The organism is Hyphomicrobium sp. (genome assembly GCF_035687085.1).
Classification (GTDB): domain Bacteria; phylum Pseudomonadota; class Alphaproteobacteria; order Rhizobiales; family Hyphomicrobiaceae; genus Hyphomicrobium_B.
The window spans coordinates 319,631-339,372 of record NZ_DASRYS010000005.1; the positions used below are offsets into that span (position 1 = coordinate 319,631).

At 61.5% G+C, this 19,742-nt stretch carries 21 protein-coding genes, 1 tRNA gene and 1 pseudogene; 20 read left to right on the forward strand and 3 right to left on the reverse strand.

Annotation, left to right across the window (positions count from 1 at the left end):
• Window positions 1–24: 24 nt before the first annotated feature.
• The 8 genes from VFG26_RS04935 to truA all read left to right on the forward strand — a co-directional run bounded on the left by VFG26_RS04935 (window position 25) and on the right by truA (window position 6,511).
• The gene (locus VFG26_RS04935; protein ID WP_045837167.1) at window positions 25–345 is read left to right on the forward strand and encodes a YbaB/EbfC family nucleoid-associated protein; all 321 of its coding nucleotides are present in this window, start codon (window positions 25–27) and stop codon (window positions 343–345) included.
• A 195-nt stretch (window positions 346–540) separates the two neighbouring features.
• Window positions 541–1,146, forward strand: a complete 606-nt coding sequence (recR, locus tag VFG26_RS04940) for a recombination mediator RecR (RefSeq protein WP_325022838.1) — start codon at window positions 541–543, stop codon at window positions 1,144–1,146.
• 97 nt (window positions 1,147–1,243) lie between these two features.
• Window positions 1,244–2,629 (forward strand): MATE family efflux transporter, encoded by a 1,386-nt coding sequence (locus tag VFG26_RS04945; RefSeq protein WP_325022840.1) that lies wholly within the window; start codon window positions 1,244–1,246, stop codon window positions 2,627–2,629.
• A 97-nt stretch (window positions 2,630–2,726) separates the two neighbouring features.
• Window positions 2,727–3,713 carry an NAD-dependent epimerase/dehydratase family protein gene (locus VFG26_RS04950; protein WP_325022842.1) on the forward strand — a complete coding sequence of 329 codons (987 nt, stop codon included), beginning with the start codon at window positions 2,727–2,729 and terminating at the stop codon, window positions 3,711–3,713.
• Between the two features lie 31 nt (window positions 3,714–3,744).
• Window positions 3,745–4,260 (forward strand): peptide deformylase, encoded by a 516-nt coding sequence (gene def / locus VFG26_RS04955; protein ID WP_325022844.1) that lies wholly within the window; start codon window positions 3,745–3,747, stop codon window positions 4,258–4,260.
• Window positions 4,261–4,291: 31 nt separating this feature from the next.
• Window positions 4,292–5,233: a methionyl-tRNA formyltransferase gene (fmt, locus tag VFG26_RS04960; RefSeq protein ID WP_325022846.1), complete on the forward strand. Its 942-nt coding sequence runs from the start codon at window positions 4,292–4,294 to the stop codon at window positions 5,231–5,233.
• A gap of 99 nt (window positions 5,234–5,332) precedes the next feature.
• Entirely contained in the window at window positions 5,333–5,635 is a 303-nt protein-coding gene (locus tag VFG26_RS04965; protein WP_325022848.1) for a hypothetical protein, read from the forward strand.
• Window positions 5,636–5,752: 117 nt separating this feature from the next.
• On the forward strand, window positions 5,753–6,511 hold the full coding sequence (gene truA, locus VFG26_RS04970; RefSeq protein WP_325022850.1) for a tRNA pseudouridine(38-40) synthase TruA: 759 nt from the start codon (window positions 5,753–5,755) through the stop codon (window positions 6,509–6,511).
• Here truA and folE read toward each other — a convergent pair.
• Window positions 6,501–7,091 (reverse strand): GTP cyclohydrolase I FolE, encoded by a 591-nt coding sequence (folE, locus tag VFG26_RS04975; RefSeq protein WP_325022852.1) that lies wholly within the window; start codon window positions 7,089–7,091, stop codon window positions 6,501–6,503. The two genes, truA and folE, sit on opposite strands and share 11 nt — an antisense overlap.
• Window positions 7,092–7,325: 234 nt before the next feature.
• Window positions 7,326–8,696 (reverse strand): magnesium transporter, encoded by a 1,371-nt coding sequence (gene mgtE, locus VFG26_RS04980; protein ID WP_325022854.1) that lies wholly within the window; start codon window positions 8,694–8,696, stop codon window positions 7,326–7,328.
• 349 nt (window positions 8,697–9,045) lie between these two features.
• Between mgtE and VFG26_RS04985 the strand changes: the two genes are divergently transcribed.
• The 9 genes and pseudogenes from VFG26_RS04985 (at window position 9,046) to VFG26_RS05025 (ending at window position 17,279) form a co-directional block, all read left to right on the forward strand.
• Entirely contained in the window at window positions 9,046–9,822 is a 777-nt protein-coding gene (locus VFG26_RS04985) for a glycosyltransferase family 25 protein (RefSeq protein WP_325022856.1), read from the forward strand.
• Window positions 9,823–10,313: 491 nt separating this feature from the next.
• The gene (locus tag VFG26_RS04990; RefSeq protein ID WP_325022858.1) at window positions 10,314–12,050 is read left to right on the forward strand and encodes a hypothetical protein; all 1,737 of its coding nucleotides are present in this window, start codon (window positions 10,314–10,316) and stop codon (window positions 12,048–12,050) included.
• A 52-nt stretch (window positions 12,051–12,102) separates the two neighbouring features.
• Complete coding sequence (locus tag VFG26_RS04995) at window positions 12,103–12,951, forward strand: phytanoyl-CoA dioxygenase family protein (RefSeq protein WP_325022860.1); 849 nt, start codon at window positions 12,103–12,105, stop codon at window positions 12,949–12,951.
• Between the two features lie 61 nt (window positions 12,952–13,012).
• Window positions 13,013–13,318, forward strand: a pseudogene (locus VFG26_RS17630) (Gfo/Idh/MocA family oxidoreductase); the annotation flags it as partial.
• Between the two features lie 51 nt (window positions 13,319–13,369).
• Entirely contained in the window at window positions 13,370–14,014 is a 645-nt protein-coding gene (locus VFG26_RS05005) for a Gfo/Idh/MocA family protein (RefSeq protein ID WP_325022864.1), read from the forward strand.
• Window positions 14,007–14,840 (forward strand): SDR family oxidoreductase, encoded by an 834-nt coding sequence (locus VFG26_RS05010; protein ID WP_325022866.1) that lies wholly within the window; start codon window positions 14,007–14,009, stop codon window positions 14,838–14,840. Before VFG26_RS05005 ends, VFG26_RS05010 begins: the two co-directional genes overlap by 8 nt.
• Window positions 14,837–16,069 carry an acylneuraminate cytidylyltransferase gene (locus VFG26_RS05015; protein WP_325022868.1) on the forward strand — a complete coding sequence of 411 codons (1,233 nt, stop codon included), beginning with the start codon at window positions 14,837–14,839 and terminating at the stop codon, window positions 16,067–16,069. Before VFG26_RS05010 ends, VFG26_RS05015 begins: the two co-directional genes overlap by 4 nt.
• Before the next feature lie 11 nt (window positions 16,070–16,080).
• A complete protein-coding gene (locus tag VFG26_RS05020) occupies window positions 16,081–16,971 on the forward strand; it encodes an N-acetylneuraminate synthase family protein (protein ID WP_325022870.1) in 891 nt (296 codons plus the stop codon).
• A gap of 86 nt (window positions 16,972–17,057) precedes the next feature.
• Entirely contained in the window at window positions 17,058–17,279 is a 222-nt protein-coding gene (locus VFG26_RS05025) for a hypothetical protein (RefSeq protein WP_325022872.1), read from the forward strand.
• A 16-nt stretch (window positions 17,280–17,295) separates the two neighbouring features.
• Here VFG26_RS05025 and VFG26_RS05030 read toward each other — a convergent pair.
• Window positions 17,296–17,370: transfer RNA gene (locus VFG26_RS05030), tRNA-Thr, on the reverse strand.
• Between the two features lie 185 nt (window positions 17,371–17,555).
• Between VFG26_RS05030 and VFG26_RS05035 the strand changes: the two genes are divergently transcribed.
• From VFG26_RS05035 to VFG26_RS05045, 3 genes are all read left to right on the forward strand, one after another.
• A complete protein-coding gene (locus VFG26_RS05035) occupies window positions 17,556–17,738 on the forward strand; it encodes a hypothetical protein (RefSeq protein ID WP_325022874.1) in 183 nt (60 codons plus the stop codon).
• Window positions 17,739–17,860: 122 nt separating this feature from the next.
• Complete coding sequence (gene murA, locus VFG26_RS05040; RefSeq protein ID WP_325022876.1) at window positions 17,861–19,153, forward strand: UDP-N-acetylglucosamine 1-carboxyvinyltransferase; 1,293 nt, start codon at window positions 17,861–17,863, stop codon at window positions 19,151–19,153.
• A 104-nt stretch (window positions 19,154–19,257) separates the two neighbouring features.
• Entirely contained in the window at window positions 19,258–19,716 is a 459-nt protein-coding gene (locus tag VFG26_RS05045) for a DUF2948 family protein (protein ID WP_325022879.1), read from the forward strand.
• Window positions 19,717–19,742 lie beyond the last annotated feature (26 nt).

The following is a 19,742-nucleotide window of genomic DNA, read 5'->3' on the forward strand; positions in this document are numbered from 1 at the left end:
TCGGCATGATGCCGCGAGGACGCTATGAAAGACATAATGGGAATGATGAAGCAGGTGGGCCAGATGCAGGCTCGCCTCAAGGAGATGCAGGACGATCTGGCAAAAGCTGAGATCGAGGGCCAGTCGGGCGGCGGGCTCGTGCATCTCACTGTCGATGGGAAGGGCGAAGTGAAGCGTGTGCGCATCGATCCGAGCCTGATGAAGCCTGACGAAGTCGAAATTCTCGAAGACCTGATCGTGGCTGCTGCCGCCGATGCGCGCGCCAAGGTCGACAACGTCATGCAGACGAAGATGGCCGAGATCACCGGTGGGCTGCCGTTGCCGCCAGGAATGAAGCTCTTCTAAGTCATTCCCGTCATCCTCGACCGAATGAGCGAAGCGAATGATGGGCGGGGATCCAGCACAAGGCTCGCCGGAGGCGCCAAGATCATATCGAGCCTTCGGCAGTTTTATGCTGGATCCCCGAACGGCTCGCAGGCTCGCCGTTCGAGGATGACGAAGTTTATCGCGCTCTCGGCAAACATCATCGTAAACTGAAGAATGTCACGCAAAACGGCAGGTCCCGAAATCGAGCGCCTGGTGCAGCTGCTGGCGCGGCTGCCGGGCCTTGGTCCGCGTTCCGCGCGCAAGGCGGTGCTGTCGTTGCTCAAGCGGCGGAACGAGCTGCTCGTTCCGCTGTCGTCTGCTTTGCAGCAGGCCATCGAGAAGATTGCTGAATGTCCGGTGTGCGGAAACCTCGATACGGTTTCGCCGTGCAGCGTTTGCGCCGATCCGCGCCGCGACAAGAGCTTGATCGTGGTCGTCGAAGAGGTCGGCGATCTCTGGGCGCTGGAGCGCGCGAGCGTGGTCTCTGCGCAATATCACGTGCTCGGCGGACATTTGTCGCCACTCGATGGCATCGGACCTGACAAGCTCAATATCGCAACTCTCGTCGCCCGCGCGCAGTCGCCTGACGTCAAAGAAATTCTGCTCGCGCTCAATGCCACCGTCGAAGGACAGTCGACGGCGCATTTCATCTCGGATCAACTCGCTGCCGCCGGCGTTACGGTATCGCGCTTGGCGCAGGGCGTTCCCATCGGCGGCGAACTCGATTATCTCGACGACGGCACGCTCGCCGCCGCATTCAAGGCGCGACGCAAACTATAAATGCTTCCCGTCATCCCGGCGAAGGCCGGGATCCGTCTAGGCCAGCCGTCATGAACTCTTGCTTGGACGGATCCCCGCCTACGCGGGGATGACGAAAATGGTTGAGAGAGCCACGCGAATGGCGGAAGTCGATAGTGTTCGCCGCCGAAACCCGGGGCCCCGGTTCGTCACCGGTCCGCTGCTCAACCATATCCTGGCCATGACCGCTGCCGGCGCCGTCGGCCTGATGGCGATCTTCGTCGGCGATCTCGCAAACATCTATTTCCTGTCGCGTCTCGGCGACGAGGCCATCGTCGCGGCGATCGGATATGCGAGTTCAATCCTGTTCTTCGCGACCTCGATCGGCATCGGCTTGTCGATCGCAGCAACCACGCTGGTGGCGCCCGCGCTCGGGGCGGACCGGCGCGTTCGCGCGCGCCGGTTATCGGCCAACGCGCACGTGCTCGCCTTTGCGATCTCGGCTGTTGCGGCTGTTGCGACCTGGCTCGCGATCGGGCCACTGCTGACGTTTCTGGGCGCCAGCGGACGGACGTTCGAACTTGCGCATTTCTATCTCGAGTTCCTGGTGCCGACGCTGCCAGTTCTATCGCTCGGCATGACGTCCGCTGCCGTGCTGCGGTCGGTTGGCGACGCGCGGCGCGCAATGTTCGTCACGCTATCGGGCGCCATCGTCAACACGCTGCTCGATCTCCTCTTCATCGTGCATTTCGGATTGGGCCTCGAAGGCGCGGTCGTGTCTTCGATCATTGCCCGGCTGGTCATCATGGGCGTCGGGCTCTATGGGGTCGTCGCCGTGCACGAACTGCTGGGACGGCCCAAGGTCGCAACGCTGAAGCAGGATGCGCCCGCCTATTGCCGGATCGCGGCGCCGGCAGTGCTGACGAACATCGCGCCTGCGGTCGGCAATGGCTACGTCACCCTCGCGATGTCGCATTACGGCGACGCGGCGGTCGCGGCGTGGGCGATCATCGCGCGCATCAATCCGGTGGCGTTCGGCGCCATTTACGCGCTGTCGGGGACGGTCGGGCCGATCCTCGGGCAGAACTTCGGCGCGCGATCGCTGACTCGCATGCGGGACGTTTTCACGCTGTCGCTGCTGACGGCGGCGGGCTTCACGGCGCTGGCGTGGCTCATCCTCGCGCTTGTCGCGCATCCGCTCGCCAACGTCTTCAAGGCGGGACCGGAGACGCGCGAGCTCATCGTCTTCTTCTGCCGCTGGCTGTCACCGCTGTTCGTCTTCTTCGGGACGCTTTTCATCACGAGCGCGGTTTTCAACACGCTGGGCCGGGCGCACTTCTCAACCGTTTTGAACTGGGGCCGGGCAACGCTCGGCACAATTCCCTTCGTGGTTCTGGGCGGGCATTTCTTCGGAGCTTACGGCGTTCTCAGTGGATATATGGTCGGCGGCGTCGCCTTCGGTCTCATTGCCATAATCGCGGGCTATCGATTGATCGCGCGGGTTGGGAAAACGCTGACGCTCTAGGGCGTGGCCGTTGCACTTTTCCGCGACGCAGTTCTACATCGTCCGGTGACGTCCTATCGGGCCCGAGGGCTCCTGGATGCCATTTGGGGGGATACGCTTGGCCATTGCGCAGCGCATTCTAGTCACCGGCGCGTCGGGCTTCATCGGCCAGCACGTCGTCCGTACGCTGGCAGAACGGGGCTACAGCGTGCGCGCGGCATCGCGGCAGCCTATTGTGTTCGACAGCCCGCGGGTCGAAGGCGTAGCCGTCGGCGACATGTCGCGATCGTTCGCGGCCGAATTTCTGGTGCGTGGCGTCGATGCGGTCGTGCATGCCGCGGGTCTGTCCCATGCGCGCGCGGATTTGCCGGAGGCGGCGTATACGGCGATCAATGTGGATGCAACCCGTCAGCTCGCCCGGGCGGCGCGCGCTGCGCGGGTCAAACGGTTCGTGCTGATGTCCTCGATCCGGGCGCAAGTCGGGGCGACCCATCCCGGTATCGTGACGGAAGCGACGATGGCCGCACCCACCGATGCCTACGGCCGGTCGAAGCTCGCGGCCGAGGCGATCCTCGCCAAGATGCTGGAGGACTCGGGGACGCACTGGACGGTGCTGCGGCCGGTGCTCGTCTATGGCGGTGGCGTGCGCGGGAACATGGCGGCCTTGATGCGGCTTGCCGCTCTGCCGGTGCCCCTGCCGTTCGGGTCGCTCCATGCGCGCCGGTCCCTGCTCAGCATCGGCAATCTGCTCAGCGCGATCCAATACGTGCTGCAGACGCAGACAGCGGAGAACACGACCTTCAACGTTGCCGACCTGGAGCCGTTAACGATTGCCGACATCATCCGGGCGCTGCGCCGGGGGGCGGGCCGGCCGGAGATGCTTTTGCCCGTTCCGGAGGCCTCGCTGGCGGCCGTGCTGCGGCTGCTCGGTAAGCCGCATTTTGCCGACCGGCTGACCGGCGATCTCGTTGTCGATCCAGTGCGGCTGCGGCGCATCGGCTGGGCGCCTCCGGAGGCCACAGCGGCCGCCCTGGCGGCGTCGGCGCTGCTGGGCCCGAGCCCCGAGCGTTCAAAACCTCAACGGTATAGAGCCGCACGCCATTGACCGTGGTGGCTGGCTTTCATATGTCACGCCTATGGCCATTCTTCCGATCATCACAATTCCCGATCCCGTGCTGCGCAAGATCTCAGATCCCGTCGAGCGCGTGGACGATGCCGTCGTCAAGCTCATGGACGACATGCTGGAGACCATGTACGACGCGCCCGGCGTTGGGCTTGCCGCAGTGCAGGTCGGCATTCCGAAGCGTGTCATTGTCATCGACGCTGCGGAGGGCGATGAGCCGCCGAACCCGATCGCCATGGCGAACCCGGAGCTGGTCGCCATCGGCCAGTCGACACGCGTGCATGAGGAAGGCTGCCTTTCGATCCCCGACGTGCGCGTCGACATCGAGCGTCCTTCGACCGTCACCGTGCGCTATATCGACCGGCATGGCAAAGAGCAGGAGCTGGCGGCCGACGGTCTGCTGGCAACCGCTATCCAGCACGAGCTCGATCATCTCGACGGGCAGCTGATCATCGACTTCCTGTCGCGGCTGAAGCGCGACATCATCATCCGTAAATTCAAGAAGCAGGTCCGGACGAGCGGGCCCTGATCCCGGTTCCGCGCCAACTCAGACGGGCGACATGCCGCTCAACATCATCTTCATGGGGACGCCTGACTTCTCCGTGCCGGTGCTCGACGCGATTGTGTCGGCCGGGCATCGGGTGGTTGCCGTCTACAGCCAGCCGCCGCGGCCGGCGGGGCGGGGCATGGCGGAGGTCAAATCGGCCGTGCATCGTCGCGCCGAGGAATTGGGGCTCGCCGTCCGCACGCCGCTCAATTTCAAGAACGAGGCCGACCGCGAGGCGTTTGCTGCGCTGGGCGCCGATGCGGCGGTAGTCGTTGCTTACGGGCTGCTGCTGCCCAAAGCCGTGCTCGATGCGCCGCGACTCGGGTGTTTCAACGTGCACGCCTCGAAGCTGCCGCGGTGGCGCGGTGCGGCTCCGATCCAGCGCGCGATCATGGCGGGCGACACGGTGACGGCCGTCAACATCATGCGCATGGAGCAGGGGCTCGACACGGGCCCGGTGTGCCTTGGCCGCGACGTTCCCATTGCGCCCGATATGACGGCCGGCGAGTTGCACGACGAGCTGTCTCAGCTCGGCGCAAAGCTGATGGCGGAAGCGCTCCTCAGAATCGAGGCCGGAGACATCGTGTGCGTGCCGCAGCCGGACGAGGGGGCAACGTACGCGACGAAGATCTCCAAGGGTGAGACGCGCATCGATTTCTCGCGTCCGGCGGGCGAGGTCATCAATCATATCCGCGGGCTGTCGCCTTTTCCCGGCGCGTGGTTCGAAATCTCGATCGGCGGCAAGGCGGAGCGGATCAAGGTTCTCTCGGCAGTCGAGACGAAGGGCAATTCGGGCGCCGAGCCCGGCACGATCATCGACGATGAGCTCGCGATTGCCTGCGGCGCTGGCGCCATTCGCATTGTGAGATTGCAGCGCGCGGGCAAGCAGCCAATGGCCGCCGCGGACTTCCTGCGCGGCACGCGGGTGCCTGCTGGCACGCGTCTTCCTCTCTGAGGGCTCTCAGCTGTTAATCATAGGCGCTAAAGGGACTGAGACTTTCGCTGTGCGCGGTTAATCTCGCAGTGCGATTCGTCTGTCTGGAGAGCCAATCCCGTGCTTCGCATGCTTGCGCTTGTTGTTTCCCTTGGTGGCTCCGCGTTGAGCCTGCTCCCGGCCTCTGCACATGCTGACGGCTTCGCGGCCCGGGAGGAGGCGCGCTTCTACTATGGCGCCGTTGTCACGCTCGAGCATGGCGTTCGTGTCTACAGGCCGCTGCCACCGGATGTGAGCGACGATTACGGCTATGGCGCTGTCCTCTTCACGAGCAACGGGCGCTACGCGGCGCCCGCGGCGGATCGCGCGTACGAGTGGCGGCCGGGCTTCTACCGCATTCTGGCGCGTGGCGAGCGCCACTAGCAGCTATAGGGAACGAACGCGCCGCACGCCCTTCCGCCCGCTTCCCAGCACTGGACCGTTGAGGCTCCGCCCGGCAAAGGCTAGGGATGGCCGGACCCGCTTTTCCATTTGAGCCCGATGCCCCGCTTCCGAATTACCATCGAATATGACGGCACGCCTTTCGTTGGCTGGCAGCGGCAGGCCGAGGGCCTGTCGATCCAAGGCTTGCTCGAAGATGCCATCCGCAAGTTCACCGGCGAGGTCGTGACTGTGCACGGTGCTGGGCGGACGGATGCGGGTGTGCACGCGCTGGGGCAGGTCGCGCACATCGAATTGACGAAAGACTGGGCGCCGTCGCGCGTCCGCGATGCCATGAATTTCCATCTGCGCCCGCACCCCATCGGCATCGTCGCGGCGGAGGCGGCCGGGCCCGACTTCCATGCCCGCTTCAGCGCGGTGAAGCGGCACTATCGCTATCGCCTGTTGACGCGCCGCGCGCCGCCGATCCTCGACAAGAACCGGGTGTGGTGGACGATGGGCGATCTCGATGCCGACGCGATGGCGGAAGCGGCCTCGGCGCTCATCGGCAAGCACGACTTCACGACATTCCGCGCGGCGCAGTGCCAGGCGCAATCGCCCGTAAAGACGCTGGACGTTTTCGATATCAAGCGCTCAGGCGATGAAATCGTGTGCGAGGTTTCGGCGCGCTCGTTCCTGCACCATCAGGTGCGGTCGATGGTCGGGAGCTTGAAGCTGGTCGGCGAGGGGAAGTGGACGCCAGCCGATCTTGCGGCGGCGCTGGCCGCGCGCGATCGCGAGGCATGCGGGCCGGTTTCGCCCGCATCAGGCCTCTATCTCGTCGGCGTCGATTATCCGGACGACGCCGTTACGACTTAGAATCTTCCGTTACGATCGCCAGGAATTCCTGACGCGTGATCGGGTTGTCGCGGAAGACGCCGAGCATGCGGCTCGTCACCATGTCAGTGCCGGGCTTATGGACGCCGCGCGTCGTCATGCAGTGGTGCTCGGCCTTGATGACCACGGCGACACCCTGCGGGCTCAGCACGTCCTGGATGGCATTGGCGATCTGCGCGGTCATCTTCTCCTGGATCTGGAGGCGCTTGGCGTAAGCATCGACAACGCGGGCGAGCTTGGAAATGCCGACGACGCGGCCGTTCGGGATATAGCCGATCCAGGCGCGGCCGATAATGGGCGCCATGTGATGCTCGCAGTGGCTTTCGAAACGAATGCCGCGCAGCACGATCATCTCGTCGTAGCCTTCGATTTCCTCGAAGGTCTTCTGCAGGATCTCTTCCGGATCCTCGGCGTAGCCGCGGAAATATTCTTCAAGCGCCTTCACCACGCGGGCAGGCGTTTCATGCAGGCCATCGCGCGAGGGATCGTCTCCCGTCCAGCGGATGATCGTCTTGACTGCCGCTTCAACATCGGCGCGCGTCGGCTTATCGTTCGAATTCATTGCTTAACACTGGTTGATGTTGGAAGGAGCGGTCACGGCAACGGCCGCCGGTTGATGCCTTATAGACCCATCGGAATCGGCACGGCAAACGTCACCTTGCCGCCGCTAGATGGGGGTGGGGCTCCCTTTTGTCGATACCGGAGACTTGTCGCAGTTAACTGCCCTCTGTTGCGTGCGCCCGGCGACTCCTCTGGCGAGGAGCCGGCCGCCGGGCGCCGGTTAGGTCTTCTGACCTCACAGCAGGGTTCCCCGCAGGACGAGGAGGGCCACGCTGAAATAGATCATGAGGCCGGTGACATCGACGAGGGTGGCCACGAACGGGGCCGAGGCGCTCGCCGGGTCGAAACCTAAGCGTTTGAGTACGAACGGCAACATGGAGCCCGCCACCGAGCCAAAGGTCACGATGCCGATGAGGCCGAGGCCCACCGTCAGCGCAACGAGCTGCCAGTGCTCGCCGTAGTCGAAAATTCCAAGCTTCTGCCAGAGCGCGATCCGGAGCATGCCGATGAGGGCCAGAATGCCGCCCAGCATGACCCCGGTCGGGAGTTCTCTCACCGCTACGCGCCACCAGTCTCGCAGCCGCAGCTGGCCAAGTGCGAGCGCGCGAATGAGAAGGGAGGTGGCCTGCGACCCGGAGTTGCCGCCCGAACTCATGATGAGCGGAATGAAGAGGGTCAGAACGACCGCCTTTTCCAGCTCATCGGCGAAATGCTGCATGGCGCTGGCGGTGAGCATTTCGCCGAGGAAAAGAACGCAGAGCCAGCCGGCGCGCTTGCGGATCATCTCCATGAAGCCAATCTGCAGATAGGGCTCGGCGATGCCTTCGACGCCGCCGAACTTCTGCACGTCTTCCGTACTTTCCGCAAGAATCGCATCGACAACGTCGTCAACCGTCACGATGCCCAGCACGCGCTGGCGGGCATTGAGGACGGGTACGGCCAGAAGGTCGTGGATCGAGATCAGGCGCGCGACTTCCTCTCGGTCGGTATCGGGGCTAACCCAAACGGGATCGCGGTCAGGCGCGACATCGAGGATCGATTGGCCCGGTTCTCCCATGATCAGCTGCCGCAGCGTCACGGTCTGCACCAGTGCGCGCGAACGCGGATCGAGAACGTAGATCGCGTAGATCGTCTCGCGCGTGTGCTCCACCTCGCGGATGTGCTTTAAAGTTTCGCCGACGGTGAAGGTCGAGGGGACGCTGACGAACTCGGTCGTCATCATGCTGCCCGCGGTTCCTTCGGGATAGGCGAGCAGCAGTTTCAGCGAGGCCGCGGTCTCGAAATCGAGCAGCCCCAAGAGTTTGGTCCGGTCGGGGGAGTCGAGGAGGCGCAGGGTGTCGGCGGCGCGGTCCGCGGACATGCCCTTCAGAACTTGGGCCGCGAATTCGTCGGGAAGTTCGAGGATCAAGTCGCCGGCGCGCGCGAGTTCGGGGCGGTCGAAGATTTCGATGACGCGATCGAGTGGCAGTTCGGAGAGGATCGCGCCTGCCGTCTCGAGATCGAGATCGTTGAGGCGGGCGACGATGTCGGCGTCGTGCTCTTCGAGCAGCTCGACCAGGGCAATGGGGTCGAGCGTTTCACCCGAGGCGCTGCGGATGTCTTCCATGGCTCACCTTTCGATCCGCCGTTGCAACGGATCGTGGCGAGCCGACCCAGGGTCAGGCCACGTGCCGCAACAGCCGAAGCATTCGACTACTGTCGCCAGACAAGGGATTGGTTTCCTTCGAAAACGCGGCGCCGAAACTGCTGGCAGCCACACAGCCACATGATCCGATTGGCCATAATAGTCAAGGGCAAGGGAAGCCGCTTTTTCCGGCAAGCAGGCGAAGGCTCGACCGGTCAATGAGGTCACGCTCTATGGAAAAAGCGTGTCGAAGCGCCTCACTCTATTGGCGTGCAAAGTCGTCCGTATGCATACTAGTTGAGCCGGTGGGGCCGGCGGCTGGGGTGCATCGATGCTTACACTCGTCATCAGCTTGCCTACTTCAACGCGGCGCCAGGAGAAGATTTCGGTTCGGCTGCAAGCGGCCGAAATCGCATTTGTTATGCTGATGGGGGTCGACGGGCGCGAGCTTTCCGCATCAGAGATCAAGTCTTTTGCTCCCTCGCGCTTTATGGCGCGTTTTCGTCGCCCGATTCTTGCTGCCGAGATCGGCTGCACTTTGTCTCACAAGCTTGCGCTGGAGACGTTTCTCGCAAGTGAAGAGTCCACGGCGCTGATCCTTGAGGACGATGCCGTGGTTCCCGCAAACCTTCGCCAAGCGATTGCTTCTCTCCTTGTACACCTGCCGGGGGATTGGGGTCTTCTTAAAGTCGGCGGCATCGGGGGTGTCAGGGGGCGGTTACTGCTAGAGACCGCCGTGGGAAAAATCGTAAGAACGCATGCAACGACAGTTTGCGCGCACGCCTATGTCGTCTCGCGGCAGGGTGCTTCGCAGCTCTTGCGCAATATTCTGCCGATCCGGTTTCCCTATGACATCTACCTCAGAGACACGCATGTGCATGGTGCGAAGGCGTTTGAGGTCGTTCCTACGCTGGTTGCACAAGAAGATCTTGCCGGCTCTCGAATTGATCAAGGCCGGATAGAAAACCCTTCTTCATCTGAGATGCGGAGCATGCTGGCCTATTTTGCCTGGAAACTCGGCTACGAAATCCGGCGACGTCCCCATGTCCTCAAAATTATGGGGCTAAGTGCGGCGGTCGCTCCGAGCCGGATCACGCGTCACTCTTGAGATCCGATAACCCGGCGCTGGCTGGGGAAGCGGGCAGCTATGGCCGCTCCGATGGCGACGTGCTTTTTTTCGGCAAGGCTCACACCGCCGCGCCCGATATCGAGAGGCCCTAAAACTTGGCAGCTCTCCGGAAGAGGACAACAGAATTCCGCCGGAATTATTCCGATACCATTCGACAATTATATCGTTCGGGTGAGAACACCGTTTTGAATGGCTGATTTTTCCACTTACAAATAACTTCGTTAATTCCTATTGCGCTTGTCGCAAAAATGGTTGCCCCCTAAGTTGGTGGGAACTTCGGTTTTCGGACGCGTTGTTCAAATTCTCATTTTTGCTTTTTGAAGCGATGAAATACTGCGAATTTTTTTACCTCGCCGGAAGGCAAGTAAACCTCTGACGTAAACACTGGCATCTGCCGCTGAGCGCTCACTGATCCCAGACGTCGATCCCGACTGCCTCCGCAGGATATCCAGAGCCGAGGACCAATGTGAATGCAGGATAATGTTGCGTGGGAGCGCCGGTTGCAGGCGTTGAAGCGGCGGGCCCATGAATTTGGCGCGACTTACCGGCGTGCACTCGAGGTCCCGCTGCCGCCGCCCGATGGGTCAGCACCCCGCGCATTGTTCATCAGCGGCGCTCCCCCACGCACCGAGATAGAACTGTGCTTGATGAAAGCGCTCTCGGTGGCCGGGTGGAATCCGATCCCCATTATCATGATGCAGCCCGATGTTTTGAAGGCGTACTACAAGCTCCTCGGTCCGAGTGCCATCTACGAATGGTCTGACTATCTGCCAGACTCGGCGATGTTTACCGAGCGAGCCGGCGCTGCCGTTGCTTCCTGCTACACCCTCGAAGACCTGCAGGCGCTGCAAATCGGCGGCGTTCGCGTCGGCGGTCACGCCATCTCGAGCGCGCGGAGGCACCTGCGCATTGGCGGGATCGATTTTGGATCACATGAAATCAGAGCGCGTCTTGCGATCCACCTCGCAAACTCCATGGCCGCGGCGCAAGCCGCCGCATGCGTCATCGCTGCCACGTCTCCCAAACTGGTGCTGGCCGTAGACACGGTCTACACGCCTAAAGGTGAGATTTTGGACACGGCACTTGCGTTCGGCATTCCGTTCATCCGCTGGTTCCCAGGACACAGGAACAACACGCTCATGTTGAAGCGGTACACGGCCGCCAATCGGGATTCCGATTTGAATTCTTTATCCGAGCCATCCTGGCAGTTCGTGAAGGCGATGGCTTGGAAGGATGCTTATGCGCAGGAGGTCGATGACGAACTCTTTGCCTCCTATTCCGCCGGAGACTGGTACGGCGAAACGGCGACGCAATTTGAAAGGCCCGTCGTAGACGCCGCGCGTGTGCGTTCTGCGCTCGGAATTGACGGCTCCAAGAAGGTTGCCGTCATCTTTGCGCACATCGCTTGGGATGCATCGTTTGGCCGTGGCCGTGACTTGTTCAACGATTATGAAGAGTGGCTTGTCGAAACAGTGCGGGCTGCCTGCGCCAACACGCAGCTGCAATGGCTGATCAAAATTCATCCGGCCCACGTCGGCAAAAACGCAATCGATTTTGAGGCTGTCGAGCCGAGCGAGGTGCGCATTCTGCGCGAGCGCATCGGCACGCTGCCCGAACACGTGAAGCTCATACCGGCGGACTTCAAAGTTAGCACCTACTCGATCTTTCCTCTGATGGACTGGGCATTGACCGTCCGCGGGACAGCGGGGCTCGAGGCTGCCCGTTCGGGCATTCCGGTGCTCACAGGCGGAACCGGCCGCTACGATAGAAGAGGGTTCACGATCGACTCGGATACGCGAGAAGACTATTTGGCCAAGGTGGCGAGGCTGCATGAGATTGCGCCTTTGTCGGCAGACCAAACGGAACTTGCCAACCGCTACGCATTTGCGTTGTTCCGGTTGCGTCCCCTTCCATTGTCCACCGTTACCTTGGAGTACGATAAAAAATACGGGGTCGACGCCTTCTACAGCGGCGTGCGTATTCGCAATCGCACGCTGGCAGACTGGCTCGAAGCTTCAGACCTCAACGCATTTGCAGACTGGGCAACGTGGTCCGAAGCTGAGGACTTTTTGCTACCGCCTCCTCGAGCTGCAAAAGAAATCCGCGGCTTGCCGAAACGCTTCAACGGTCACGCGCGCGGAATGGCCCGCCGGTGGGCTGATCTTAAAACAAGATTGAGCGCAGCACACACAGCGCAGAGGAATTGATTTACCCGGCGTGCGTGCCGGGACAATTTATTTTGGACGATGAGGATTCAGGATGTTCTCTGACAAAAAGATCGTCGCGAGTAAGCCTCTTAATTTGATGGGACTCCAGGTATTCAGATCGGTTGGCGCTCGTCTGGTTCATCATTGCCGGCACATGAAGGTCGATGCCAGCGTAGCGGACAAGGTGCGTCAGGTGGAGCAGAACGGCATTGTCCTCTGGCACGATTTTCTCGCAAGCGATCACTTCAATTCACTTCGAGCCGAGTGCATGAACCTCCCGGTCAGTTCGACGCCGGGATCCTATGTCCGCAATAGCGGTCCGAATCGCGATGCGCGTGTTCGCGTGTCCGATCTGGACCTAAGCCGCGTTCCGGCGCTCGTGCGGTTTCTTGCGGATTCCCACCTCAGAGCGCTTCTTGAAGCTGCGGAGCGGCGACGGCTCGGCGATCTCGGTCAATATGCGAAGATCGAGCATCTCACGCAGGGTGCGAAAGCGGAAAAGAGGGATCCGCAAACTGAGCTTCACAGTGACATCTACTTCACGAGCCACAAGGCGTGGCTGTACTTGACCGATGTCACAATGGCGAGTGGACCGCTCACATATGTCGAGCGCACCCACTTGCTCACTCCCGATCGGCTCTACCGCGTGTATGAGCATAGCGCGACGATGAAGTCCGACGACGATCCATCGCGGCGGGTTAATGCGCGCGAAAGCGCTTCGCTTCCAAAACCAACTGTCGTCGTGTGTCGGGCCAATACTTTAGTCGTGGCTAACACATGCGGGTATCACGCTCGCCTTCAAGGCGCCGCAGGCGAAGAGCGCTGTTCGATCCATATTGAGGTTCGTGCCAAGCGTCCGTTCCGGCTGGACGGCGGCGCAAGAACATTTTCAAAAAGCTAATTCTGGGTGAGCGGGATTAAGCCGCCGCGACGTTCAGTTTTTTGCTGGGATGCTGCAATCGATGCCCGACGTGCACCTCACCTCGCCGATCTTGATCGCCGGATACGGATCGGCGGGCCGGCGGCATTTCAGGAATTTGAGGGCGCTCGGCCATAGCAATTTCGTTTTTCTTCGAAGCGGCGCTGGCGTCTTGGATGATTGCGAAATTGCGGATTTTCCGTCCACTCGTAGCCTGGAGGCGGCTCTCCGCTTTGGGCCGCAGATCGTCGTGGTCGCGACGCCGAGCTCTCAGCATTTGGATATTGCCTTGGCGGCTGCCGAGGCAGGCTGCGACCTCTACATCGAGAAGCCGCTCGGGCATGAGCTGGAGAACGCCGGGCGGCTGCTCGCGGCAGTTCGCGAACGCAAGCTCATCGCGATGATCGGCTGCCAGTTTCGGTTTCATCCGATGTTGACCGAACTCCGCGCGATGATCGCGCGTGGCCAGCTCGGCTCCATTGCGGGTGCTTCGGCGGCGTACGGGGAGTACCTGCCGGATTGGCACCCATGGGAGGACCATCGAAAGAGCTATAGCGCGCGGCGCGAATTGGGTGGCGGCGCGATCCTGACGCTCAGTCATCCACTGGATTATCTCTATGCTCTTTTTGGCGAGTGGCGGCGGATTCAGGCGTTGGTGAGGCGCGTGTCCTTCCTTGATACGCCGGCCGGCGAAGATTGGAGCGACATCAACGTGGAATTCGCGAACGGCGTCGTGGCTCATGCTCACGTAGATTACGTTCAACGGCCGCCCATTCACCAATTGAGCGTGGTGGGCGACCGCGGTCGCGCGATCTGCGACTTCAACGCGGGTGAATTGCGATGCTGGGTGGGCGAGGGCGAAACAATCGTGCGCCGCACGCCGGATGGCTTTGACCGCAACACGATGTTCCGGGATGCGGTGCGTCACTTCCTAGCTTGTGTGAAAGAACGGAGCGAGCCGCAGATACCGTTAGCGGATGGCGTTGCAGTGCTCAAAATGGCGTTGGAGGCGCGGTGCGTTGCTTCAGAAAAGCTTGATGCTTGAGCCGGTTTCACCGCTCTTCGACTTGTTGGGACGTGTCGCCGTACTGACAGGCGGCGCCGGATTGCTCGGCCGGCAGTTTGCCCGGACGCTGCTCCTCGCAGGGGCGCGCGTGGTTATTGCCGATATCGATGGAGCAGCGGCTGCAACCGAAGCGGCTGCGGCTGTCGATGCGGCCGGCGGGGAGGCAATGGCGTGGGAGGTTGACGTCCGGAGCCAGGAAGACGTAGCTGCGATGATGGATGCCACGATCTCCCGTTGGGGAAGGCTCGACATCTTGATCAACAACGCAGCGATCGATCCGAAAGCCAACGGAGAAACGGGGAATGCGCTTGCGGGCGGTTTCGAGGATTTTCCGCTTTCATCGTGGCAGCAGTCAATCGACGTCAATCTCACAGGGGCGTTCATCTGCGCGCAGGCCGCCGGCCGAGCCATGACGCTCGCAGGACGCGGCGTCATTGTGAACATTTCCTCTACCTATGGCCTCGTCGCTCCCGACCAGCGCTTGTATCAGCGGGACGGCGAAGAGCAGCAGCGCGCATTCAAGCCCGCAAGCTATGCGGTTACGAAGGCTGCCGTCGCCCACCTAACGCGATATTTGGCGTCGTACTGGGGCCAGGCTGGCATTCGCGTGAATACGCTGACGCCCCACGGGATTTTTGACGGCCACGACGAACAGTTTACCCGGCGCTTCAACAGCCGCACGCCCCTTGGCCGCATGGCGCGGCCAAATGAGATGAACGGACCGCTGCTCTTTCTTGTCTCGGACGCATCGTCCTACATGACTGGCGCCAATCTCGTGGTCGACGGGGGTTGGACGGTGTGGTGAAACAAACCGAAGTGCTGGCGATCATTCAGGCGCGCGGCGGCTCGAAGGGATTGCCGAACAAAAATATCTTGCCTCTCAAGGGGCATCCTCTCATCGCCTACAGTGTGGCCAGCGCCATTGTCGCCTCGCGCGTTACGCGAACAATTATTTCAACGGACAGTGAAGCGATCGCTGAAGCCGCCCGGGCTTATGGCGCCGAGGCGCCCTTTCGCAGGCCTGCGTCGATAGCCGACGACGACACACCGGATTTTCCGCTATTCGAGCACGCGCTCGACTGGCTTTGGAAACGCGAAGGCTATCGGCCGGAGGTCATCGTGCAATTGCGGCCCACGACTCCGTTACGTCCACGGGGGCTGATCGACCGCGCAATATCGCTGTTGGAATCCGATCAAAAAGCAGACTCCGTTCGCGGCGTCACGGTCCCCAAGCAGACCCCTTACAAGATGTGGCAGCCGGCGGAAGGCGGATATATGCAGCAGTTGCTGGATACAAATCTGCAAGAGCCTTACAACCAGCCACGGCAAAAACTGCCCGAGGTGCTTTGGCAAACCGGGCATATCGACGTCATGTGGACGCGGACAGTTCTCGAGCAGCACTCGCTGACCGGCCGGCGCGTGCGTCCGATCATGGTGGACCCCGCCTATTGCATCGATATCGATACAATCGCGGATTTCAATGCTGCTGCCCGCGCGATGACCGTTGAAGCGCTCGATGTCAATATGCCGTCAAGAACGGGGCGACTGGCATCAGAATTCAGGCTGCCTGCCGCCATTGACCTCATCGTGTTTGATTTTGACGGGGTGTTTACGGACAATCGCGTCTTGGTGTTTGCGGATGGGAAGGAAAGCGTGTTCTGCGATCGTGCAGATGGTCTCGGCATTTCCCAGCTGCGTCGTCTTGGAATCCCGCTGATCGTGTTGTCGACCGAAGAAAACCCGGTTGTCGCGGCGCGCTGCCGGAAACTCGGGTTAGAGTATCTGCAGGGTCTGGCTGACAAGCTGGCGGCGCTGCGTACGTTGTGTGCTGATCGAAGTCTCTCGATCTCCAACACCGTCTTCGTCGGAAACGACATCAACGATCTTCCGTGTTTGAAGTCTGTTGGATGTGCTGTCGTGCCCGCTGATGCGCACGCAGCGGTGCTTCCTCATGCACATCTCATACTAACGCGGCCCGGGGGGCGCGGCGCCATCAGAGAGTTTTGCGACGTTATTTTGAAAGCATTTTTATAGGAGGGATTATAATGGCCGTGTTGCAGGATATTGAAGGGCGTACAATAGGGGATGGGTTTCCTACGTACGTGATTGCCGAGATCGGAATCAATCACAATGGCAACATAGATATTGCAAAGCGCCTGATTGCCGTTGCTAAAGCCATCGGGTGCGACGCGGTCAAATTTCAGAAGCGCAATCCGGAAAAGTGCGTTCCTGCCGATCAGCGCGATCGGATGCGGGAGACGCCCTGGGGCTATATCAACTACATGGACTACCGGAACAGGATTGAGTTCGGGGAAGCTGAATTTCAACAGATCGATCAATATTGCAAAGAGCACGAAATCGCGTGGTTCGTTTCATGCTGGGACGCGGATTCGGTCGACTTTATCAAGCCGTTCAATGTGCCCTGTATCAAGATCCCGTCCGCGTGCCTCACCGATAGAGAGCTACTCGAGAGTTGCCGGCGTGCGGGCGTTCCGCTCATCCTTTCGACGGGAATGTCCACGCTGGACCAGATCGATGCTGCCGTGTCCATTCTCGGGACGGAACGCCTGCTCCTCGCGCACTGCACGAGCGCCTATCCGTGCGCAGATAAGGAGCTCAACCTGCGGATGATCCCAAAGCTCCGCGACCTCTATGCCTGCCCGGTCGGCTATTCCGGCCACGAAGTGGGCGTTGCTACGTCGGTCGCGGCAGTGGCGCTTGGGGCGAGCTTTATCGAGCGCCACATCACTCTCGACCGTGCCATGTGGGGAAGCGATCAAGCTGCCTCCGTCGAGCCGGTTGGCATGAGCCGCTTGATCAAAGACCTCAGAGCCATCGAACTCGCACTCGGCGATGGCATCAAGAGAGTCTACGAAAGCGAGCGAAGCGCGGCGGCCCGATTGCGCGTCAAGGATACGCTTCTGAGCCCGAATTGATCGGCCCAGCCGCAATGGCCGAGTGAAGTATACGGCCGGACCTAGCGGCGAATTCGCCGTGTCCGCCTTTGAGAGGACCCGCTTGAATGAAAGCGGCAGCAACAGCGGGCAGCTCGTCCGAGGAGGGTTACATTGTCTGGTTTTTTTGCGGCGGCCGCGGCAGACGTAGCCAATGCCGCGCCTGCGGTCTCCACGATGCCGGCTTGGCGGAGTTGGTTGACCCGCCTGAGGACCTGACGATCGGCTGCCGCCATCCGCTTCTGCGATGGCTCATCGACCCGATCGCGGGGGCTGTTGCGGCACTGTGAATTTACTTAGGTTCGATGGTGCTGCCGGAGGGGATTGAACTCTCGACCTCTCCCTTACCAAGGGAGTGCTCTACCACTGAGCTACGGCAGCTGAAGGCGTGCGCCTCGAAGAATCGGAGATTTCAGGGGCGTCGCGTTGGTACGCTCCTGCTTCGGGCGGGCGGACACTGCCACAAGGCTTGACGGCGAGCAAGCCGGAAAGCCAAGCTGCCAACAGATTGCGCAGGCGCCAAAAAATCGAAGCCGGCGAGAAGTTGCGGAAGGCGATGAGCGGATATGACGAGCAATTCCCAGCCAAAGCGGCCAGGAAACGCGGGTGCGGGGAAGGGCACAGGAAAGCTCACGCGCCAGGATCGGCTCGCTCAAGAGCTTCGGGCCAACCTGAAGCGGCGCAAGGCCGCGGGCAAGCGGCAGGGTGGGGAAGGCGGCGATCCTCCTCCCGACACGAATGAGACCTAGCCTCCTCTGTCGTAAAAGCCGCTTGCTCACCGCAGGCCGCAACCTTTAATCACGCTCAGAGTTTGTGGCGGGGCCCGAGATTCGGGCCGCCGTTTTCATCACCCCGGAGACAATAGGCTTACATGGATCGGATCAAAATCGTCGGCGGCAAGCCGCTACGCGGTACAATTCCGATTTCAGGAGCCAAGAACGCGGCATTGCCGCTGCTGATCGCGAGCCTTCTGACCGAAGACCGCCTGACGCTGAAGAACGTTCCCAACCTCGCCGACGTCAATCTTCTCGTTCGCATTCTGCGCAATCACGGCGTCGATCTCGCCGTGGACGGCAAGCGGCCGGGTCCAGCGAGCCATCTCGGCGATACGATCCATCTGACGGCGCGCGATATCGTCGATACTACGGCGCCTTATGAGATGGTTTCGCGGATGCGGGCCAGCTTCTGGGTGCTTGGGCCGTTGATCGCGCGCATGGGCGAGGCGCGGGTTTCGCTGCCCGGCGGTTGCGCGATCGGCACGCGGCCGGTCGATTTGCATTTGACGGGCCTCAAGGCGCTCGGCGCCGAGATCGACATCGAAGGAGGGTACGTCATCGCGCGTGCTCCGAAAGGATTGCACGGCGCGCGTGTGGTGTTCCCGAAGGTGTCGGTCGGCGCCACGCACAACGTGCTGTTGGCAGCATCGCTCGCCAAGGGCGAAACCGTTATCGAGAACGCGGCGCGCGAGCCGGAAATCGGCGACGTCGCGCTCTGCCTCAGCAAGATGGGCGCGAAGGTCGAAGGCATCGGCACGTCGACGCTGCGCATTCAGGGCCGCGATCGTCTCGAAGGCGCGGTGCATACTGTGCTGCCGGATCGGATCGAGACCGGCACGTTCGCAATGGCGGTTGCCGCGACGGGCGGCGATGTGATGCTCGAGGGTGCGCGGCTGCGCGACCTCAAGGCTGCGCTCGAGGTTCTCGCGAACACGGGCACGTCGATCTCGGAGACGGAAACGGGCGTCCGCGTCATGCGCAACGGCGGCGGCATTGCGCCGGTCTCGGTCGAGACCGAGCCATTCCCCGGTTTTCCGACGGACCTGCAGGCGCAACTCATGGCACTGCTCACGCGCGCGTCCGGCACGAGCGTCATTCGCGAAACGATTTTTGAGAACCGTTTCATGCATGTGCAAGAGCTGGCGCGCCTCGGCGCCGATATTCAGCTCCACGGCGATACGGCGACGATCAGGGGCGTGAAAACGCTGAAAGGCGCGCCCGTCATGGCGACAGACCTTCGAGCGTCGGTGTCGCTCGTCATCGCGGGCCTTGCGGGCGAAGGCGAGACGGTGATCAACCGGGTTTACCATCTCGACAGAGGTTTCGAGCAGCTCGAAAGCAAGCTCGGCGCATGTGGCGCCGAAATTGAGCGCGTCGCCAGCAGCTGAACGGGTGCGCGGGTTTCCAGTCCGCGTTGCAGCTTTCGGTATGTGTTTGTAACACTCTGCGCTAGAAAGCCTTTCAGGCCGTTTAGCGGAGACATTCGATACGGATGCCGGACCTCAAACTCATTGCCTTCGATGCGGAAGATCTCGGCGTCATCTCGGCTCACCTGCAAGACGCGGTTCTGCGCGTCGGCGACATGACTTATCTGCCGAAAGAGAAGCGTTTCGCCGGTATTGCAAACCGGTTCGACTGGCAAAAACTGGCGGAGAATCCGCAGGCTGCGCAAACGGGCGATCTGGAGCGCCGCCGCTGCGGTTTTCGCTTCGAGCGCGTCAACAGCGTCAAAGTCCATCAGATTGATCTCAAAGACGAGCGCGCCGCGCTGGAACTGCTGGCGCTCACCTATGAGCCCACTTCAGGAGCGGAATCGCCCGAAGGCGATGTCACGTTGACATTTGCCGGCGGCGCGGCCATTCGGCTGGGCGTCGAATGTATCGAGGTCGAACTGAAAGACCTGGGGGCCGCCTGGGCGACCAAGCACTCGCCGCAGCACCCGGAAGATTGAAACCGACTGTCTTCGACTGCATGCCT

What these genes read in the sequence shown, in the direction of transcription:
- VFG26_RS05025 (WP_325022872.1), top strand. Translation starts at nt 17,058, where the DNA reads ATGAAAGCGGCAGCAACAGCGGGCAGCTCGTCCGAGGAGGGTTACATT.
- VFG26_RS05005 (WP_325022864.1), top strand. Translation starts at nt 13,370, where the DNA reads ATGATCGGCTGCCAGTTTCGGTTTCATCCGATGTTGACCGAACTCCGC.
- VFG26_RS04935 (WP_045837167.1), top strand. Translation starts at nt 25, where the DNA reads ATGAAAGACATAATGGGAATGATGAAGCAGGTGGGCCAGATGCAGGCT.
- VFG26_RS04995 (WP_325022860.1), top strand. Translation starts at nt 12,103, where the DNA reads ATGTTCTCTGACAAAAAGATCGTCGCGAGTAAGCCTCTTAATTTGATG.
- truA (WP_325022850.1), top strand. Translation starts at nt 5,753, where the DNA reads ATGCCCCGCTTCCGAATTACCATCGAATATGACGGCACGCCTTTCGTT.
- VFG26_RS05010 (WP_325022866.1), top strand. Translation starts at nt 14,007, where the DNA reads ATGCTTGAGCCGGTTTCACCGCTCTTCGACTTGTTGGGACGTGTCGCC.
- murA (WP_325022876.1), top strand. Translation starts at nt 17,861, where the DNA reads ATGGATCGGATCAAAATCGTCGGCGGCAAGCCGCTACGCGGTACAATT.
- VFG26_RS05035 (WP_325022874.1), top strand. Translation starts at nt 17,556, where the DNA reads ATGACGAGCAATTCCCAGCCAAAGCGGCCAGGAAACGCGGGTGCGGGG.
- fmt (WP_325022846.1), top strand. Translation starts at nt 4,292, where the DNA reads ATGCCGCTCAACATCATCTTCATGGGGACGCCTGACTTCTCCGTGCCG.
- def (WP_325022844.1), top strand. Translation starts at nt 3,745, where the DNA reads ATGGCCATTCTTCCGATCATCACAATTCCCGATCCCGTGCTGCGCAAG.
- VFG26_RS04990 (WP_325022858.1), top strand. Translation starts at nt 10,314, where the DNA reads ATGCAGGATAATGTTGCGTGGGAGCGCCGGTTGCAGGCGTTGAAGCGG.
- mgtE (WP_325022854.1), bottom strand. Translation starts at nt 8,696, where the DNA reads ATGGAAGACATCCGCAGCGCCTCGGGTGAAACGCTCGACCCCATTGCC.
- recR (WP_325022838.1), top strand. Translation starts at nt 541, where the DNA reads ATGTCACGCAAAACGGCAGGTCCCGAAATCGAGCGCCTGGTGCAGCTG.
- VFG26_RS05020 (WP_325022870.1), top strand. Translation starts at nt 16,081, where the DNA reads ATGGCCGTGTTGCAGGATATTGAAGGGCGTACAATAGGGGATGGGTTT.
- VFG26_RS05045 (WP_325022879.1), top strand. Translation starts at nt 19,258, where the DNA reads ATGCCGGACCTCAAACTCATTGCCTTCGATGCGGAAGATCTCGGCGTC.
- VFG26_RS04945 (WP_325022840.1), top strand. Translation starts at nt 1,244, where the DNA reads ATGGTTGAGAGAGCCACGCGAATGGCGGAAGTCGATAGTGTTCGCCGC.
- VFG26_RS04985 (WP_325022856.1), top strand. Translation starts at nt 9,046, where the DNA reads ATGCTTACACTCGTCATCAGCTTGCCTACTTCAACGCGGCGCCAGGAG.
- folE (WP_325022852.1), bottom strand. Translation starts at nt 7,091, where the DNA reads ATGAATTCGAACGATAAGCCGACGCGCGCCGATGTTGAAGCGGCAGTC.